Source organism: Rickettsia honei RB (assembly GCF_000263055.1).
Classification (GTDB): Bacteria; Pseudomonadota; Alphaproteobacteria; order Rickettsiales; family Rickettsiaceae; genus Rickettsia; species Rickettsia rickettsii.
Genome location: NZ_AJTT01000003.1, coordinates 21,957 through 40,977, shown reverse-complemented (window position 1 = coordinate 40,977; position 19,021 = coordinate 21,957). Strand labels below are relative to the sequence as shown.

The window sequence follows — 19,021 nt, the reverse complement described above, 5'->3', positions numbered from 1 at the left end:
AATTTACAAAAAAAGAGCTGGATTCCCGCTTTTGCAGGAATAACATACGGGGTGAGAATAGCATATTTTTCATCATGCCGCCTCCTCGTCTCTTGCTTCCTTAGCCTCAACGCACTTAGCCATAGTGACCGAATTTTTACTAATCACGTCAGTCATATAATAATTAATAGGTTCTGCAGTTATAGGCTCTTTTGATAACTTATCTTTAGAGCTAAACTTACTAAATTTATTTTCTATAATTCTATCAATACTAGCAAATACCTTATATTCTTTAGCAAGTCTTACTCTTACTTCTTGGAAATTATCCATTCCGATATCTATTTTTAGATAACCGGAAAGCTCTTTAATAATTTCTATATCTTCTTTAGCTACCCCTACAGGCGATACTGCTTTTTCTGCTATTTGCGGTCTACCTTCTAAATTTACGTAAATTCCGCTCTGCTCGGTATAAGCAGCCGCAGGTAAAATTACATCAGCACTGCTAGCACCTGCATCCCCGTGATGTCCTTGATATATTATAAAAGTCGATTTCAGCTTATCAAATGGGATTGCGTCCGTTCCAAGTAAATAAGCGAGTTCCAACTCTTCGAGCTTAATAGGAGTATTAAAACCAATATCAAGACCACCAACTATAGAAGCGTGATTATGCAATATATTAAAACCTTTCCAATCATCACGCATAATATTATATTCAGTCACTATCTTATGAATAAGCGACAATATAGCATATCCGTCATCTCTTGCATATACACCGTCACCTACTATAATCATCAGATATTTTGCTGCTTTTAAGGCTTTCGTAAACTCATGAGTACCAATGGCTAGCTCCTCAATAATCTTAATATCACTTCCTAAATCCTGAATTTTATAGGTTTGGTTATGCCCCCCACCTATTCTTGCTACTTTTAGTGAGTCGGCACGTACTTGCATACCTATTCTACTATTTAATACTGGAGCTATTTGCCTTGGATTTGCTCCGATTAGCAAACATAAATCAGCCTTTTCTATCCCTGCAATAGTAGTATTAAATAAATAATTGCCTCGCTGCATGGTATCTAGTTTATAGTCAAACTGATTAACGCTGTAATTATTAGAGCCAAGCTTTTGCAATAATGTTTTTAACATAAACATTGCTTCGACAGAAGAGAGAGAACCAGCAATAGCAGCAATCTTTTCTGGTTTTACGGATTTTATTTTATCCGCTACTGTCTTTAAAGCTTCACTCCAGCTAGCTTCTACTAACTTACCGTTTTTTCTGATATAAGGACGATCCAAGCGCTGATATTTTAAACCGTCATAACTAAAACGATTCTTATCCGAAAGCCACTCTTCATTTATTTCTTCATTAACACGAGGTAATATCCTCATTACCTCATCGCCTCTACTATCAATACGAATATTAGAGCCTTCGGCATCATGCACTCCAATGCTAGCGGTATGTTTTAGCTCCCATTTACGAGCTTTAAAAGCATAAGGCTTAGAGTTCAAAGCACCGACAGGACAAATATCGATCATATTACCGGAAATTTCAGAATCTAAAGTTTGCTCTAAATATGAAGTTACTTCCATGTGTTCTCCACGGTGAATAGCTCCCATTTCCTCTATTCCCGCTATATCGCTCGCAAATCTAATACATCTTGTGCATTGTATGCATCTAGTCATCGCTGTTTTAATCAACGGTCCCATATATTTATCTTTAATAGATCTCTTATTTTCGTGGAATCTATTAGTACCTTTGCCGTATCTGAAAGCCTGATCCTGTAAATTACACTCTCCGCCCTGATCACAAATAGGACAATCTAAAGGATGGTTAATCAGTAAAAACTCCATCACCCCTTCACGTGCTTTTTTTACCATCGGCGTATCGGTATGAATAACCATACCGTTACTTACCGGCATAGCACAAGAAGCTATAGGCTTTGGTGATTTTTCCATTTCAACCAAGCACATACGGCAATTACCAGCAATTTTTAGACGCTCATGATAACAAAAATGAGGGATTTCTTTTCCTGCTTGTGTACAGGCTTGATAAACGGTGCTACCTTCTGATACTTCTATTTCAGAACCGTCTACGTTCAGCTTTATCATTTTTATTTTATCCAATAAGTCATAGGGTTTGGGTATGCTTTGTCTTCTATCATATATTTAAAACCGATGGCAACACGAAGTATATACCAAACAGCTAGTATAACGTATAGTACTACTCCAATCATGATAAACGTAAATATAAAACATACAATCCACCCAAGAACCCCAAGGCAAAAAGTACGAAATAAAAACACGTAATGACTAATTGCAAAGTTATCGCCTTTATCTTTGTTAAGATATGCAAAAAATACCCCGATTAACGGCAATATCGGAGCTACGATCCCGCATAAATATAATATATATACCACAATTAAATTTTTCTTACCGCTCTCGGTATATTCTTTAAGATGCTTGTCCATATTTTTACCTCTTTATGTCGTTCCCATGTGGCGTTGTTGCATGGCTATCTGAGTTGTCATTGCGAGCAGCCGTAGGATGCGTGGCAATCTCATAAAATAATAACAAACTCCCAAGATTACGTACAATTGCTACGCAATTTCCTCGCAATGATGATACCAGTAAACTACCCCTTCAAACTCTCTACCACAAAATGCATAATACTGCCGTGCTTTATATAATTTATCTCATTATCCGTAAATATTTGCAATATTAAATCGATTGTTCTTATTGCACCGGTTTGTTTTTTTATCACGCATTTAACAGGATGATAAGAGCTTATATTCTCGCTTAAGCCTGTAATGTCAATAGTTTCTGAACCGTCTAACTTTAAATCTAATCTTGTATTATTGCCGGTAAAAGTTAGCGGTAAAATACCCATACCTACTAAATTTGAGCGATGTATTCGCTCAAAGCTCTCGGCAATCACTGCCTTTACACCAAGCAACCCAGGTCCTTTTGCTGCCCAGTCTCTAGATGAGCCGCTGCCATATTCTTTACCTGCAAAAATCACTACCGATACATCATGAGCTTTGTAGTCCATAGCTGCATCGTAGATAGTTTGCTGCGTGCCGTTTAACTGGTTTATGGTAAACCCGCCTTCTACACCTTTACACATCTCATTTTTTATACGAATATTAGCAAATGTGCCACGCATCATTACTTCATGATTTCCTCTACGTGATCCGTAAGAGTTGAAATCTAGAGGCTCTATATGATGGTCCGTTAAATATTTAGCAGCAGGGCTGGTTTTACTAATACTACCTGCCGGCGAAATATGATCGGTAGTAATAGAATCACCGAGAATTGCTAGAATTTTTGCAGATTTTATATCTTGTATATTATTCTTGCTGCCTATATCCTTAAAATAAGGCGGATTATTAATATAGGTACTATTCTTATTCCAGTTATAAGTAGAACTATTAGTAACCTGTAAATCTTTCCACTCTTTCGTTCCGCTAAATATATCAGAATATTTTTCTATAAACATAGAGGAATTAATTGAATTTGCAATAACTTCATCTATCTCTTCTTTGCTTGGCCAAAGATCTTTTAAATAAATATTTTCTCCTATGGGCATATTTGTTAGATCTATATTAAGAGTGCCGCTAAGTGCATATGCTACGACTAAAATAGGCGAGCCGAGATAGCTTGCTTTAGTAAGCGGATTAATTCGCCCTTCAAAATTCCTATTACCAGATAAAACAGAAGCAACAACTAGCCCGTTTTTGTTAATAGTTTCCTCTATTTCTGGATTTAGAGGTCCGGAATTACCGATGCAAGTAGTGCAGCCGTAACCTACTAGATTAAACCCTAATTCATCTAAATATTTATCAAGACCACTAAGCTTCAAATATTCCGTTACGACTTTTGAACCAGGAGCAAGAGAAGTTTTAACCCAAGGTTTTACCTTTAACCCGTGTTCTAGTGCTTTTTTAGCAAGAAGTGCTGCACCAATCATAACCGAAGGATTAGAAGTATTAGTACAGCTAGTAATTGCTGCAATTACCACATCACCGTTACCAATTTCGTAATTCTGATTTGCTACGGCATATTTTTTATCAATGTCTTTATTTTCTAAAGCAAAATTCGGTAATTCATATTTAAAATTACTTGCTACATCATTTAAGTTTACTCGATCTTGCGGACGTTTTGGACCGGCAAGTGAACTATGTACCATAGATAAATCTAGCTCTAAAACCTCAGTATATTCTGCCGCATGTTCAAAATCATACCAAAGATTCTGCTCGGTTGCGTATTGCTCTACTAATCTGATTTGCGTTTTTTCTCTACCTGTTAGCTCTAGATATTTTATAGTTTCTTGATCAATCGGGAAAAAACCGCAAGTAGCACCGTATTCAGGCGACATATTAGAAATAGTAGCACGATCGGCAATCATTAGGTTTTTAAGACCCTCACCGAAAAACTCGACAAATTTACCTACTACTTTCTTTTTCCGCAACATCTCGGTAACGGTTAAAACTAAATCGGTTGCGGTAGCTATACCTGTTAATTTTCCTGTTAGTTTTACCCCAATTACCTCCGGCAGGATCATAGTAAGAGGTTGACCTAGCATGGCAGCTTCTGCCTCTATTCCGCCGACTCCCCAACCAAGCACCGATAAACCGTTTACCATAGTTGTATGGCTATCCGTTCCAACTAAACTATCAGGATAAAGGGTGCCGTCTTTATGCCACACGACTTTTGCTAAATATTCTAAATTTACCTGATGACAAATACCCGTACCCGGCGGCACTACTTTAAAATTATTAAATGCTTGCTGCCCCCATTTAAGAAATGCATAACGCTCTATATTACGTTTCATTTCCATTTGAATATTTTTATTGCATGAATCCTTAGCTGCATAAGAATCAACGCTTACGGAATGGTCTATTACCAAATCAACAGGAATAAGCGGGTTAATTTTTAACGGATCACCTCCTATTTTCTTCATCGCATCACGCATAGCCGCCAAATCTACAATAGCAGGCACACCGGTAAAGTCCTGCATCAAAACTCTTGCCGGCATAAAATCTATTTCCGCATCAGATTTTTTAGTTTTTAGCCATTCTTTAAATACAAGTAAGCTTTGCTTTGAACCATTAGAACGTAATACATTCTCAAATAATACTCTTAAACTATATGGAAGCTTTTTTAAGGGAAGATCTATATCGCTTGCCGCTTTATTTATATCGTAAATTTTGTATGAAGTATTATCGACTGATAACTCTTGTATATATTCTGAATTATGTACTTTTGACATTTGTTTCTCACTTGATTATGTGGAATAAACATCGTCATTGCGAGCAGCCGTAGAACTGCGTGGCAATCTCAGGAAGTTTGACAAGATTGCCGCGTCGCTTCTCACTCCTCGCAATGACGGAAAAAAGTCTTGCAATGACATTAAAATAACCTTATCCCAAAACGTAGATTTTTCAAACAAATTAATGTTGATCTGATAAAGTTTTTTGAAAATCGAGAAGCTTAGTTGCTATTTCCGCTTCACTTAAATTCGTAACGTTAATAGCCGTTTCCGTAGCTATATTAATATAATTTGCCGTTACTTCGGTTACACCGCCGGAAATAAGATAAGTGTTTTCGGATTTATGCATATCATCTATATAAACCTGCACTAAACCGGCTTTTAAACTAACAATCATCGGAACGTGACTCGGCAGCACTCCAAACATACCCTCCTCACCCGACATTGTTACCATTTTAGCTTGCTTTTCAAATGCAATACTTAAAGGAGTAATTATTTTGACTAGAATTGTTGCGTTCATAGAATAATATAGTAAAATTACTACGTCATTCCCGCCTACGAGGGAATGACATCAACGTCACTTCAACGTCTGCGCCTTCTCTATAGCCTCGTCTATAGTTCCGACCATATAAAAAGCAGCTTCCGGTAAATCATCGTATTTACCCTCTACAAGTCCTTTAAAGCCTGCGATAGTATCGGCTAGATTAACAAATTTGCCTGCAGCTCCGGTAAATACTTCAGCGACATGGAAAGGCTGCGATAAGAAACGCTGTATTTTTCTAGCACGTGCCACGGTTAGTTTATCTTCTTCGGATAGCTCATCCATACCTAAAATAGTTATAATATCCTGCAACGATTTATAAGTTTGTAAAACCTGCTGTACTTGTCTTGCTACACTATAATGTTCTTCACCGACAATCATCGGATCAAGTACCTGGGAATTACTATCTAACGGATCAACTGCCGGATAAATCCCAAACTCAGCTATCTGACGGCTAAGTACCGTTGTAGCATCTAAATGTGCAAAAGAAGTAGCAGGAGCAGGATCAGTTAAATCATCCGCCGGTACATATATAGCCTGCACGGACGTTATTGAGCCGTGCTTAGTAGAGGTGATACGCTCTTGTAGTTGGCCCATATCGGTTGCAAGAGTAGGCTGATACCCTACCGCTGACGGAATCCTACCGAGTAACGCCGATACTTCAGAACCTGCTTGAGTAAAACGGAAAATATTATCTACAAAAAACAAAACATCTTGCCCTTCATTCATATCTCTAAAACTCTCCGCAATGGTCAGACCGCTTAACGCAACTCTTGCCCTTGCTCCCGGCGGCTCGTTCATTTGTCCATAAACTAAAGCTACTTTTGACTTTTCAGGCTCTGCAAGGTTAATAACACCCGAGTCAATCATTTCATGGTAAAGATCATTACCTTCTCTAGTTCTCTCACCAACTCCTGCAAATACCGTATAACCACCGTGTGCTTTAGCTACGTTATTAATAAGCTCCATTATAAGCACGGTTTTACCGACTCCTGCACCACCGAATAGTCCTATTTTACCGCCTTTAGTATAAGGAGCAAGTAAATCAATCACTTTAATACCGGTTACTAATATATTACGCTCGGTTGACTGATTGGTAAAATCAGGAGCAGGCTTATATATAGAAGAAATATTTGAGCTTTTAATGTCTCCTTTACCGTCAATCGGCTCACCTACAACATTCATAATACGCCCAAGCGTCTCAGTACCTACAGGAATACGAATAGGACTGCCTGTATCTATTACTTCTACGCCCCGCACTAACCCTTCCATAGAACCCATAGCAATACAACGCACTGTATCATCACCTATATGTTGTGCTACTTCCAGGACTATCCTTTGTTTATCGTTATAACACTCTAGAGCATTTAAAATTTCCGGTAACTCACCGTTATTCGTAAATTTTACATCCACCACCGCTGAAATAATCTGAGTAATTTTTCCAATATTTTTTGTCATGATTTTTTCTTTTGTTAAAAAATATAATACAAATAAAACGAAGAACAGATAGACGCAGTTTAATGTGGAAAAGAGCAAGGCGTTTCATATTTTTTGACAGCGTATATACTAGTACGTGAGGATCAAAAAATATGAAACAACGACGCCAATTTTTCAAATTAAACGAGTATATCTAAACCGCTTCTGAACCGGCTATAATCTCTATTAATTCCGTAGTAATAATAGCCTGTCTTGATCTATTTAGCTTTAAAACTAACTTGCTTATTAAATCATTAGCATTATTTGTTGCATTTTCCATAGCGGTCATTCTAGCTCCCTCCTCACTTGCTCTACTTTGTAGTAAAGCATAATTTATTTGGGAATTCACATATAAATTAATTAGATTAGAAATGAGATTTTCTCCTTCATATTCATAATTATAGTCAATTGATTTGGACTCGCCTACTATGTCACTCGTCGCTCTCCTATTATTTATAGGCTTCGCTCCTCGTTCCTTGTATCCGAATCCGACTAAATTAACTATAGGATTATCTATCATAGAATCATCCTGATATTTTGCTACTGGTAAAATCTGTTGTCTAGTCATAATTTGAGTCATTGCGTTCTTTAATTTATTAAAATATATAACACAATTACTAACTTCTAGATTTTCTACTGCCGACATAATTTTTTGTTTTACTTGTAGCATCAGATTTTCATCATGAATTTTGGGTAACTCAAAATAACTATCAATATAATTTACATATTGCCTTTTTAGTGCTTCGTAACCTTTTTTTCCAATAATGATAAGTTTTATTTGTGCGCCTTTATTTTCTAACTCTTTAATATCATTCTTAACTTGCTTAATTATACTGTAATTAAACGTTCCGCATAAACCACGCTGTGATGTCATAACTATCAATAAATTTGCTTTATTCGGCACGGTATTAAAAAATTTCTGCTCTTCTATAGATAACTCATACATATCAATTGATAATATAGCAGACATCATTTTACTAACAGCCTCAATATAAAAATTTGAATTGGCTATTTGACTCTTTATTTTTGCCATTTTAGAAGCTGATACTAGTTGCATTGCTTTAGTAATCTTTTGTGTAGATTTAACGCTTTTAATTCTAGTTCTTAACTGCTTTAAATTTGACATATTTATTTAGTATTTTTATGTCATTGCGAGGAACGAAGCTTTGTTGCAATCTCGTCAAATATCCTAAGATTGCCACGCTCCTTTCAGTAACTCGCAATGACGATTAGTATCCACACAAAAACAACATCATCTTATTTAACAAATTCCTTAACAAAGTTTTCTAAAAATGCTTTCAGTTTCTGCTCGGTTTCTTCGGTTATACGTTGCTCGTTTTTTATTGATTCCAAAATATCTTTTTTATTTAACCTTATCTCCGTAAGCATTTTATCTTCAAATTCTTTTACTTTCTGAAGCGGGACATCATTTAAATATTTCTTAGTTCCGACATAAATACTTACTATTTGTTCTTCTACCGAAAAAGGATGATATTGAGCTTGTTTTAATATTTCAACTAATCTTTTACCGTGATCGATTTGTGCTTTAGTGGCAGGGTCTAAATCTGATCCAAATTGCGAGAAAGACTCAAGCTCTCTAAATTGAGCAAGCTCTAGCTTTACCGAACCTGCTACCTGCTTCATAGCCTTTATTTGTGCTGCAGAACCAACACGGCTTACCGAAATACCGACATTAACGGCAGGTCTTACGCCTTTATAAAATAGCTCACTTTCTAAGAAAATTTGACCGTCGGTAATCGAAATAACATTTGTTGGGATATATGCGGATACGTCACCTGCCTGCGTTTCGATTATAGGAAGAGCAGTAAGTGAACCGCTGCCTTTTTCCTCTGACATTTTAGCAGCACGCTCAAGCAACCTTGAATGCAGGTAGAACACGTCGCCGGGATAGGCTTCTCGCCCGGGAGGTCTTCTAAGTAATAATGAGATTTGTCTATATGCAACGGCATGCTTACTTAAATCATCATAAATAATAAGTGCATGCATGCCGTTATCACGAAAATATTCGCCCATACTACAGGCAGAATAAGGGGCAATGAATTGAAGAGCTGCAGCTTCCGAAGCAGTAGCCGAAACAATGAGTGTATAGTCCATGGCTCCGGCATCTTCTAGTTTTTTTACTATTTGTGCAACACTTGATCTTTTCTGCCCAATAGCTACATAAATACAATAAATTTTATCACTTTCATTAGTAAGTGAATGAGCTTGTTTTTGATTAATAATAGTATCAACGGCTATAGCCGTTTTTCCAGTTTGCCTATCACCGATTATTAACTCTCTTTGTCCTCTACCTATTGGGATTAACGAATCTATAGCCTTTATTCCGGTTTGTACGGGTTCACTCACGCTCGTTCTTTCTATTATCCCCGGAGCCTTCATCTCGATATGTCTGTACTCTTTACTTGCAATATCGCCTTTGCCGTCAATAGGATTACCTAGAGCATCAACAACACGACCAAGCAAAGCTTTTCCTACCGGTACTTCTAAAACTTCTTTAGTTCTTTTGACATTATCACCTTGCTGTACTTGGTTATCATCCCCCATAATTACAGCACCGACACTATCGTTTTCCAAGTTTAAAACAAGGCCCTTAACACCTGATTTAAATTCTACTACTTCACCGGATTTTACATTAGCAAGACCGTAAATTTGGGCTATACCGTCACCGACGGTTATTACCTGCCCTACTTCCTCAAGCTTACTTAAGCAATTAATATTAGCTATTTCCTTTTGTAATATTTCAGCTACTTCAATAGGCTTTAGTTTCATGTGGTTTATGTCTCCTAATTTTCTTGTCATTGCGAACGAGCATTGCCCGTGTGGATACCGAGTCGTCATTGCGAGCAGCCGTAGGCCTCGTGGCAATCTCATAAAATATCCTGAGATTGCTTTGTCAATTACTTCGTAATTTCCTCGCAATGACTATATAAATATCTATACAGCAATATTAACTGTCTTTAAAGCTTTCGTTATTTTCTCTAAACTACCTTTTATTGAGTAATCTTGCAACATACTATCATATTTAATTACAATACCACCAATAATAGTATTATCTATATCAAATAATATTTCTGTTTTTTGATTTAATTCTTTTTCTATACGAGATTTAATCCACTCCTGCTCTTTAGGTTGTAACTTATTTGCAGAAATAACCTGAACTATCTTTATGTTTTTACTTTCATATAGTAAAGTATTATAAGCATCTACTATATTAGATAAAATAGCAGTACGAGAATTTTTTACCAATAACAATAAAAAATTTTGTACTATTGTGCTAATTTTGATATTTTTTGCTAATGAATTGACTGCGTTAATTTTGTCGTTCTTATTTACTATAGGAGAAAATAGGAACTCTCTAATATCAAAATTATCGGTAATTATACGGTTTATAGAAGTAATTTCTTCAAAGATCTTATCTTGTATATTATCAACCATAGCGTTATTAAATAACGCTACTGCATAATTCTCGATTAAATTACCTTTGTTCATTTTCTTAATTTATATCTCCGAAGTAAAATGAAACGTATATACGAAGATCAACTTCAACAAGAGCAAGGAGTCTATAAGGCGAGGAGCGGAGCATATACTTAATACGTGAGCACCACAGCTCTTATAAGACGACGTAGCCAATTTTTGAAGTTCATCGAGTATTATATATGTATTGCCCTATCATAAGCAGAGAATACTGATTCATGCATCATTTCCGATAAAGTCGGATGCGGGAAGATAGTGTTAATTAAATCCAACTCCGTTCCTTCTAAATTTTTTGAAACCACATATCCTTGTATTAATTCCGTAACTTCCGAGCCTATCATATGAGCTCCAAGCAACTCACCCGTCTTAGCATCAAATATAGTTTTAATTAAGCCATCGCTATCACCGCTTACTAAAGCCTTACCGTTAGCTATAAAAGGAAATCTGCCTATTTTAAGTTTATAACCTAAGGTTGTTGCTGCTTCTTCAGTCAAACCGACGCTTGCTATTTGCGGCGAAGAATAAGTGCAACCAGGAATATTATGTTTATTAATAGTATGCGGTTTTAAGCCCGCTATGCTTTCCGCTGCAATAATACCTTCATGGCTTGCTTTATGAGCTAAACAAGGCACTCCTGCTACATCGCCTATAGCATAAATTCCTGATGCCGCAGTTTGCATTAACCCGTTAGTAGTTATATAGCCGTTTTCTACTTTAATTTTTGTTTTCTCAAGACCTAAATTTTCCGTATTAGCTGTAATACCTACTGCCATAAGTAAAATTTCAGCTTGTAATTTTTGTGTTTTATCTGCTAACTCTAACTCAACTTCTATCTTATCTTTTGATTTTGTTTGCTTAATTAACTTAGCATTTGTAATAATTTTTATACCTTTCTTCTCAAAGTTCTTATGAGCGATTCCGCTAATTTCCATATCTTCAGCAGACAATATTCTATTATGTGCCTCAATTACGGTAACATCCACACCAATACTATTATAAAACGAAGCGAATTCTATACCGATTGCACCTGAGCCGACAATAATCATAGATTTCGGCACATGCTGCGGTATCATAGCTTCTTTAGAAGTCCAAATTTGTTTACCGTCAGGCTTAAAGCCTTTTAAAACCCTAGATCTTGCGCCGGTAGCTATAATAATATTTCCTGCTTTTACTGTAGGTTTATCATTTATATTTATTACCTTATTTCCTGCAAGACTTGCTACTCCGTCTATCACGGTCACTTTGTTTTTTTTCAGTAGTAACTTAACACCGCCTGCAAGCTTATTTGAAATCTCTCTTGAGCGTTCGACTATTTTCTTAATGTTGATTTCAGCACCTTTAGCATCAATTCCATAATCTTTAGCATGTTTTATATATTCAAAAACCTCAGCAGATTTAAGCAGGGATTTAGTCGGTATACACCCCCAATTAAGACATACCCCACCCAAATGCTCTTTTTCTATTAATACAACGTTTTTCTTTAATTGTGCTGCTCTAATTGCTGCAACATATCCACCTGGACCACCGCCTATAACGGCTACATCATATTGTTCCATTTTATTTTTATTTTGTTAGTTTGTTTGTTATGAGCATTAACGTCATTGCGAGGAGATGCACAGCATCGACGCAGCAATCTCAGGAATCATACACTATCTCCTGAGATTGCTACGCTCCTTTCAGTCGCTTGCAATGACGAAAATGGAAATGACACTAGAGTATACTACTCTTCAGCATCTATCTATTCTTTTCATGCACCTTAATTCGTCCAATAATCATATCGGCTGTACCCTCACCGCCCTCTGCTTGTGCTACTTTGAGTCCCTTATATAATGTATCTCTAATAATATCTTGATCTTTTGTTAGACTTTTAAGCATTTCATTTGCCGTTGCGTTTAGATTTGCCTCATCTATAGATGCAAGTTTTATTAAATCTGATAATGCGGGAACTTTAGCATTTAAACTTCTTATTCTTTCAGCAAGCTCATCTAAGCTTTCAGCTAAATCTTCATACTGCCCCTCAAATAATAAATGTAGACTTCTAAACTCTGCTCCTTCTACATTCCAATGATAATTTTGTGTTTTAAAATATAGCTATCTGCTAAAATTTGTTCTAAAGCTTTTACTACTTGCATAATACCCTTAAATTTCTATGAACTTTTTGACTTTATAACATTTCTTTAGATACTTCAAGCGATATTGAAATTTATATAATTTCACCTAATTGCAATGATTATATATTAATTATTAATTTTTGTTAATAATTTCTTGACTATCAAATAAGTACTGCTGATTATGCCCTTCAATTTTAAAAATCCAAAGGAATAGCAAAATGATACATCAATTAACTAGTTAGACTGAAACGGGAATAAATTTAATTAATAACACCGTAGCAAAACTTACTAATACTGCTTTCAATACAACTTACAACTCTCAAGAAAATATGTTTGATGAGAGTGATAACGATAATTCCTTGGTTGCTCAATATATAAGCATTGGCACAACTGTAGTTGCCTCCATAGCTGTTCACTTGGTATTGGTATGTTAGAAATAAAAACGCAACAAAAGCTAAATTAAAACAATATATTGATGAAATTGAAGCTGAAAAACTTGCTGCTGAAATTAATGAAGATGTTACTACTGAAAATAACACTCTACTTGATAATGATCATGCTGTGGTAGATATGACCGGAGTCTCCTATGAAGAAGAAGGTACTTTAGTATAGATAACCTAGAGTATTGCTTTTTAATCAACAACCAATAGCAAATTCACTGTTGGTTGTTCCTCGAAAATAAAAATTGAGATTTATTTCAATTCTTGATTTATCAATTCTTTTAGCTTTTCTTGCGCTGCTTCTTTAGAACGTTGCCCTGCATAAGAATCATAATTTTTATTATCTTCAATGAAATGTACAAAGAAAACTGTTCTGTCATTTTTTTGTAGCCAACCTATAAACCATCCGATTTTACGATCCTTTAACTTTACAGTTCTATCTTGGCTAAGTTTATTACCACTGCCTGTTTTACCGTAACGCTTCCAACAATCTACAAAATCTTCAATAAACAAAATATTTTTAGTCATTTCTTGGGCTTGAACACTTACAGGCAATTTATTCTCTGCTAGTTTCTGAAGAAAAGCTAATTGTTCTTACGGTGAAATTTCTAAAGAACTAGAAAGCCATGCATTAGTTAAACCGTTATTCTTTCCTTTATCTCCTCCTGAAATATCACGATTACCATAATCACATTATGTTACATAATCACGAAATTTTTCAATACCTAATTCTTTAGTAATAATCTGAGAATACAAAACACAGCTATTCTTCATCCAATCTTTAGGTGTTTGGGATTGTTTCCAAACTTCAAGATAGTCAGCATATCCTTCTTTAATAGGTAATTTTGGATGAGTTTCATCAATTAAAAACCCATCATCATAACCCATTAAACTTATAGCAATTTTAAATGTTGAGCATGGAGCATAACGAGACTCACAATTACCTTCTTGTTTTATAATGTTCATTAACTAAAAAACAATCCGCTTGAGTTATAAAAGTTATAGTAAGTGATATTAGGGCAGTGAGATATAAAATAATTTTTTTCATAGGTTAAAATAAAAATAGGTGGTTTTGTTGCATGACATAGAGAACAGGGAATGACATCGGCTTAAACTAATTATACAGTTTAGTAAATTTCCTGCGATTGATCTTCCTTACTCGGTACATAATCAAAAATATCATTATTATCTTGATTATCAATCATATCTTCATTCTCAAGCATCTGAACATTATTTACTTTAAATGCTTCTATAACAGTACCGCTTGGTGTAATTTTACCAGTTGCTCTATCTACGGCGATTAGCTTAATTGAATCTGGAACTTTGAAAGGCAGCGATGGCTTATCCTTATAAGCATTACTCATAAAATCAATAAAAATCGGTAATACTACGTTTGAGCCTGTTGCTCTTTTTCCAAGCTCTTTCGGTGTATCATAACCCACATAACTGCCGACTACTATTTTGGGTGTAAAACCTACAAACCATGTATCTTTACTATCGTTACTAGTACCGGTTTTTCCGCCGATAATTTTCCCTAACTTCTTCGCAGCATAACCGGTACCTCTATCTATTGCTCCGGTTAAAAACGAAGTAATTTGATAATCACTAGCTTCATCCGTAACTCTATAGATATATTCTTTCGGTATTTCTAATATTGCGGTATCTAAATTACTATCCGAAACATTACAAGCAAGACATTCTCTATCATCTCGCCTATAAATAATTTTACCGTTACGATCTTTAATTAATTCTACAAAATGAGGCTCAACTTTTTTACCGCCGTTAGCAATAATTGCATAAGCATTAGTCATTCTGCTAAGTGTGGTTTCAATTGAACCAAGTACCATAGAGTAAACTTTTTTTGGTTCATTATTAATACCGAAACGCTTAATTATATCAACGATTTTTGTAAGTCCTACGGCAGTTGCAACTCTTACGGTTATAAGATTACGAGATTTTTCAAGACCAGTACGCATAGTGATTTCACCTAAAAACTTACCCTCATAATTTTTAGGACGCCAACTAGGCATCCCTGGACCTTGCGAAATCTCAATAGGTCCATCATTAAAAACCTGATTCGGCTTAACACCGTTTTCAAGAGCTGCTAAATAAACAAAGGTTTTACTCAAAGAACCGGGTTGACGCAATGCTTGAGTTACTCTATCAAATTTACTTGTGGAAAAATCATAACCGCCGACGCTTGCAAGTACCTGTCCGGTATTTGGGTTCATAACCATAATAGCACCGTTTACTTCAGGAATCTGACGAAGAGCATACCCCTCTTTTATAACCTCAACCACTATCACATCACCTTTTTTAAGCAAGGTCTTAACTGATTTAAGATTACTTCTTGCCCATTTCATTTCAGCAATAGGCATCTTAGATTTGCTGCCGTCTATAAGTCCAATCTCTACATGATTATCGGCTACATCTAGAACTACAGCTAATTTATACTCTAAAAGCGATGGAGGAGTCGGTAGTTTTTTTAGCTCTCCTTGCCAATTATCAAGAGAAATATTAGCTATAGGCTTTCTAAAACCACGCCTTCTATCAAACTCCCTTAAACCTTTTCTTAGAGAGTTTTCAGCTAATTGCTGCATCTTTGCATCTAAAGAAGTAATGATAGTAAGACCTCCGGTATAAAATTCTTCCTTACTATTTAACATCCTAATTACTTCTTCTCTGACCTGTGCAGCATAATAATCTGCCGTAACAGTTTCTTCCTTAGCTCGTTTACGTAAAACTATCGGGCTATCCATAGCTTCTTTCGCAGCGTCTCTTGTTATATAACCATCTTCAAACATACGTGCTATTACGTAATCACGACGAGCTTTTACTCTAGCATAGTTTCTCTCAGGATTAAGTTCGGAAGGGGCTTTAGGCAGTGCCGCAATAAAAGCTGATTCTGCAATAGTAAGTTCCTCTACGGATTTATTAAAATAATTTTGTGCAGCTACCGCAACACCGTATGCACCACGACCAAAAAATGTTTGATTAAGATATAATTCTAAAATTTGATCCTTAGTAAATACTCTTGAAATCATATAAGAAAGAATCGCTTCTTTAATCTTACGTTCAAGAGAAACTTCGTTAGTTAGCAGAAAATTTTTAACCACTTGCTGAGTAATGGTAGACGCTCCTTCCATACGCCTATGATGTAAATAATTAGATATGTTTAAAAATGCCGCTCTAACTATTCCAAACAAATCAACGCCGGGATGGTTATAGAAATTCTTATCCTCAGCTGCAATAAAACTTTCTATTAGCGAACTCGGTACGCTATTAATCGGTACAAATACACGACGTTCAAAAGCGTACTCCTCCATTAATTTGCCGTCACGGGAATAAATACGCGTTACCGACGGTGGATAATAACGTGCAAGCTGTGAGTAATCAGGCAAATCACGTGAATAGTGGTATATTATATAAGCAGTAATCCCGCAACCTACTAAAATAAGGAAGACAAAAATTTTTAAACAAAAAAGAAGAGATTTATACATGACTTATAATATTTCGCCGGTTAAACTATTAAGTGAAGCCTTAGTAATTTTTACATCAATGATTTTACCAAGTAAAGATTTATTAGGGTTTTGGATATATACGGACTGCATGTATGGAGTTTTACCTATTATCTGGTCGTCGAATTTACCATTGCGATCAAATAGAACTTTCATAGTACTACCAACACAACTTGTATTAAAAGCTAGTTGCTGAGCCATGAGTTCTTGTTGTAATATAGTTAATCTCTCTGATTTTATATGTTCAGGTATTTGGTCGGTTCTAGTTGCACCAGGTGTGCCGGGACGTGGGCTATATTTAAACGAATAACACTGACCATATTTTACTCTACGGACCAAATCTAACGTATCCTCAAAATCTTCATCTGTTTCACCGGGAAACCCGACAATAAAATCAGAGGATAAAACTATATCGGGCCTTGCTTCTCTTAAGCGATTAATTATATCAAAATAATATTCCCGATCATGTTTGCGGTTCATGGCTTTTAATATTTTATTTGAACCTGACTGCACCGGCAGATGTAGAAACGGCATTAATTTAGGTTCGGTACCGTACAACTTTATTAGATCATCATTCATATCTATCGGGTGTGAGGTGGTATAACGTAATCTCTCTAAATTGGGAATTTGTGCTAGATGTTTGAGTAAATCGGCTAGACTAAATATTTTATCTGCAGGACCTTTACCGTGATATGCATTGACATTTTGTCCAAGTAACATAATTTCTTTAGCACCGCTACTAACTACTTTTAGTGCTTCTCTGTAAACCTGCTCTACATTTCTTGAAAATTCAGCACCTCTAGTATAAGGTACTACACAGAAAGTACAAAATTTATCACACCCTTCCTGTACCGATATAAAGGCACTTGTTCCTTGCGGATATAATTGCTCAGGTAGCTGATCAAATTTTGCTTCTTCAACAAAATCAAGATCGATTAAGTGCTTTTCGTGTCTAACGACTTTTGAGATTAATTCCGGTAGGTTATAATAAGATTGCGGACCGACAACAATATCAACATAAGAAGTTCTTGTAAAAATCTCCTCCCCTTCCGCCTGTGCAACACAACCGGCTACAACTATTATTGCAGAACTTAAACCTTGTTTTGTTCTGGTATCTTGTAGTTTCTTAATACGACCGAGTTCAGAATAAGTTTTCTCAGCTGCTTTCTCTCTGATATGACAAGTATTTAGAATAATAACATCTGCTTCTTCAATATTTTCAGTAGGTTCATAGCCAAAGGGATAAAGCAAATCCTGCATCTTAACGGAATCATAAACATTCATCTGACATCCGTAGGTCTTAATATAAAGCTTCTTACTCATAATTATATATATCTTTAAACTAAAAGCCTAGTATACGAAGATCAAATTCAAAAAGAGCGAGGAGTTCACAAGGCAAGATGAGCGGCGTATAACGTAATACGCGAGCACCGAAGCTCTTGTAGAACGACTCAGCCAATTTTTGCAGTTCATCGAATATACTAAAGTTTTATATTATACTATATTTATATCAATCTTTAAACTAAAACCTTGATGGGCATTGCTCAATAACTATAGATATCTTTAAAAGCCCCGTCATTACGAGGGAAAACTGCAAGTTTTGACGAAGCAATCCAGTTAAAAATGCTAATATTTAGATTTTTATTATTTTTGCTAGATTGCTACGCTCCTTGCAGTCGCTCGCAATGACGACTCGGTATTCACGCAGGTAATACTGAGTTAGGAATGACACTCAATCCTTACGGATTAATTCTTGCTGTGCAGATTCTTGCGGTGATTTCTTTTAATTTTTCTATTCTTTCAATAAGACAAAGCAGCTGTTCTTTAGTAATTTTATATTTTTTATCATATCTCGCATCAACATAAGCTTTTTCAAGAAACTTAAAACACTTTTTTTGTTCTTCGGTTAATTGAAGAAATACACTCCATAATTCATTGTCATAATTTCCTGCCATGCTACCTAGTTCTTGTAAATTATGTAATTTAGGTTTGTAGTTTGAGGAAACTAATAAAAATAGTACTGTAAAGACTTTCCGTAGCTTGATGAAGGGCACAGGCTGATAAAAAGCATACTACAAATCGCTTAAATAAGTAGTTGCCCCTTTTAAAAAACCTTTACCTCTACCAATCGCTCCAAGATAAATCTTTAGCCTCGCTAAGTATAAATTCACCGCTATCATATAAAAGAATAC

Annotated in this window: 14 protein-coding genes and 1 pseudogene; all 15 read right to left on the bottom strand. The window is 35.7% G+C overall.

Annotation, left to right across the window (positions count from 1 at the left end; all coding sequences use genetic code 11):
* Nucleotides 1-72 precede the first annotated feature (72 nt).
* The gene (nuoG, locus tag WSW_RS0103610; protein ID WP_029374973.1) at nucleotides 73-2,088 is read right to left on the bottom strand and encodes an NADH-quinone oxidoreductase subunit NuoG; all 2,016 of its coding nucleotides are present in this window, start codon (nucleotides 2,086-2,088) and stop codon (nucleotides 73-75) included.
* A gap of 2 nt (nucleotides 2,089-2,090) precedes the next feature.
* Nucleotides 2,091-2,447, bottom strand: a complete 357-nt coding sequence (locus WSW_RS0103605) for a DUF4870 family protein (RefSeq protein ID WP_004997331.1) — start codon at nucleotides 2,445-2,447, stop codon at nucleotides 2,091-2,093.
* 164 nt (nucleotides 2,448-2,611) lie between these two features.
* On the bottom strand, nucleotides 2,612-5,248 hold the full coding sequence (gene acnA / locus WSW_RS0103600; protein WP_016917110.1) for an aconitate hydratase AcnA: 2,637 nt from the start codon (nucleotides 5,246-5,248) through the stop codon (nucleotides 2,612-2,614).
* 181 nt (nucleotides 5,249-5,429) lie between these two features.
* Nucleotides 5,430-5,768 carry a F0F1 ATP synthase subunit epsilon gene (locus tag WSW_RS0103595; RefSeq protein WP_016917109.1) on the bottom strand — a complete coding sequence of 113 codons (339 nt, stop codon included), beginning with the start codon at nucleotides 5,766-5,768 and terminating at the stop codon, nucleotides 5,430-5,432.
* A gap of 57 nt (nucleotides 5,769-5,825) precedes the next feature.
* Entirely contained in the window at nucleotides 5,826-7,247 is a 1,422-nt protein-coding gene (gene atpD, locus WSW_RS0103590; protein WP_016917108.1) for a F0F1 ATP synthase subunit beta, read from the bottom strand.
* Nucleotides 7,248-7,419: 172 nt separating this feature from the next.
* On the bottom strand, nucleotides 7,420-8,391 hold the full coding sequence (gene atpG / locus WSW_RS0103585) for an ATP synthase F1 subunit gamma (RefSeq protein ID WP_016917107.1): 972 nt from the start codon (nucleotides 8,389-8,391) through the stop codon (nucleotides 7,420-7,422).
* Nucleotides 8,392-8,522: 131 nt separating this feature from the next.
* Nucleotides 8,523-10,055 (bottom strand): F0F1 ATP synthase subunit alpha, encoded by a 1,533-nt coding sequence (gene atpA, locus WSW_RS0103580; protein ID WP_016917106.1) that lies wholly within the window; start codon nucleotides 10,053-10,055, stop codon nucleotides 8,523-8,525.
* A 165-nt stretch (nucleotides 10,056-10,220) separates the two neighbouring features.
* Nucleotides 10,221-10,775: an ATP synthase F1 subunit delta gene (gene atpH, locus WSW_RS0103575; protein WP_016917105.1), complete on the bottom strand. Its 555-nt coding sequence runs from the start codon at nucleotides 10,773-10,775 to the stop codon at nucleotides 10,221-10,223.
* A 161-nt stretch (nucleotides 10,776-10,936) separates the two neighbouring features.
* Nucleotides 10,937-12,316: a dihydrolipoyl dehydrogenase gene (gene lpdA, locus WSW_RS0103570; RefSeq protein WP_016917104.1), complete on the bottom strand. Its 1,380-nt coding sequence runs from the start codon at nucleotides 12,314-12,316 to the stop codon at nucleotides 10,937-10,939.
* Between the two features lie 178 nt (nucleotides 12,317-12,494).
* Nucleotides 12,495-12,892: pseudogene (locus WSW_RS1000000109340) on the bottom strand (Dps family protein).
* Nucleotides 12,893-13,563: 671 nt separating this feature from the next.
* Nucleotides 13,564-13,839, bottom strand: coding sequence for a penicillin-binding transpeptidase domain-containing protein (locus WSW_RS0103560; RefSeq protein ID WP_016917102.1), 276 nt, complete (start codon nucleotides 13,837-13,839; stop codon nucleotides 13,564-13,566).
* 165 nt (nucleotides 13,840-14,004) lie between these two features.
* Nucleotides 14,005-14,277: a penicillin-binding transpeptidase domain-containing protein gene (locus WSW_RS0103555; RefSeq protein WP_016917101.1), complete on the bottom strand. Its 273-nt coding sequence runs from the start codon at nucleotides 14,275-14,277 to the stop codon at nucleotides 14,005-14,007.
* Between the two features lie 161 nt (nucleotides 14,278-14,438).
* Nucleotides 14,439-16,811, bottom strand: a complete 2,373-nt coding sequence (locus WSW_RS0103550; protein WP_016917100.1) for a penicillin-binding protein 1A — start codon at nucleotides 16,809-16,811, stop codon at nucleotides 14,439-14,441.
* A 3-nt stretch (nucleotides 16,812-16,814) separates the two neighbouring features.
* Nucleotides 16,815-18,152 (bottom strand): tRNA (N6-isopentenyl adenosine(37)-C2)-methylthiotransferase MiaB, encoded by a 1,338-nt coding sequence (gene miaB / locus WSW_RS0103545; RefSeq protein WP_016917099.1) that lies wholly within the window; start codon nucleotides 18,150-18,152, stop codon nucleotides 16,815-16,817.
* A 416-nt stretch (nucleotides 18,153-18,568) separates the two neighbouring features.
* A complete protein-coding gene (locus WSW_RS1000000112980; protein ID WP_238528490.1) occupies nucleotides 18,569-18,883 on the bottom strand; it encodes a HEPN domain-containing protein in 315 nt (104 codons plus the stop codon).
* Nucleotides 18,884-19,021: the final 138 nt, after the last annotated feature.

What these genes read in the sequence shown, in the direction of transcription:
- nuoG (WP_029374973.1), bottom strand. Translation starts at nt 2,088, where the DNA reads ATGATAAAGCTGAACGTAGACGGTTCTGAAATAGAAGTATCAGAAGGT.
- WSW_RS0103605 (WP_004997331.1), bottom strand. Translation starts at nt 2,447, where the DNA reads ATGGACAAGCATCTTAAAGAATATACCGAGAGCGGTAAGAAAAATTTA.
- acnA (WP_016917110.1), bottom strand. Translation starts at nt 5,248, where the DNA reads ATGTCAAAAGTACATAATTCAGAATATATACAAGAGTTATCAGTCGAT.
- WSW_RS0103595 (WP_016917109.1), bottom strand. Translation starts at nt 5,768, where the DNA reads ATGAACGCAACAATTCTAGTCAAAATAATTACTCCTTTAAGTATTGCA.
- atpD (WP_016917108.1), bottom strand. Translation starts at nt 7,247, where the DNA reads ATGACAAAAAATATTGGAAAAATTACTCAGATTATTTCAGCGGTGGTG.
- atpG (WP_016917107.1), bottom strand. Translation starts at nt 8,391, where the DNA reads ATGTCAAATTTAAAGCAGTTAAGAACTAGAATTAAAAGCGTTAAATCT.
- atpA (WP_016917106.1), bottom strand. Translation starts at nt 10,055, where the DNA reads ATGAAACTAAAGCCTATTGAAGTAGCTGAAATATTACAAAAGGAAATA.
- atpH (WP_016917105.1), bottom strand. Translation starts at nt 10,775, where the DNA reads ATGAACAAAGGTAATTTAATCGAGAATTATGCAGTAGCGTTATTTAAT.
- lpdA (WP_016917104.1), bottom strand. Translation starts at nt 12,316, where the DNA reads ATGGAACAATATGATGTAGCCGTTATAGGCGGTGGTCCAGGTGGATAT.
- WSW_RS0103560 (WP_016917102.1), bottom strand. Translation starts at nt 13,839, where the DNA reads ATGACTAAAAATATTTTGTTTATTGAAGATTTTGTAGATTGTTGGAAG.
- WSW_RS0103555 (WP_016917101.1), bottom strand. Translation starts at nt 14,277, where the DNA reads ATGAACATTATAAAACAAGAAGGTAATTGTGAGTCTCGTTATGCTCCA.
- WSW_RS0103550 (WP_016917100.1), bottom strand. Translation starts at nt 16,811, where the DNA reads ATGTATAAATCTCTTCTTTTTTGTTTAAAAATTTTTGTCTTCCTTATT.
- miaB (WP_016917099.1), bottom strand. Translation starts at nt 18,152, where the DNA reads ATGAGTAAGAAGCTTTATATTAAGACCTACGGATGTCAGATGAATGTT.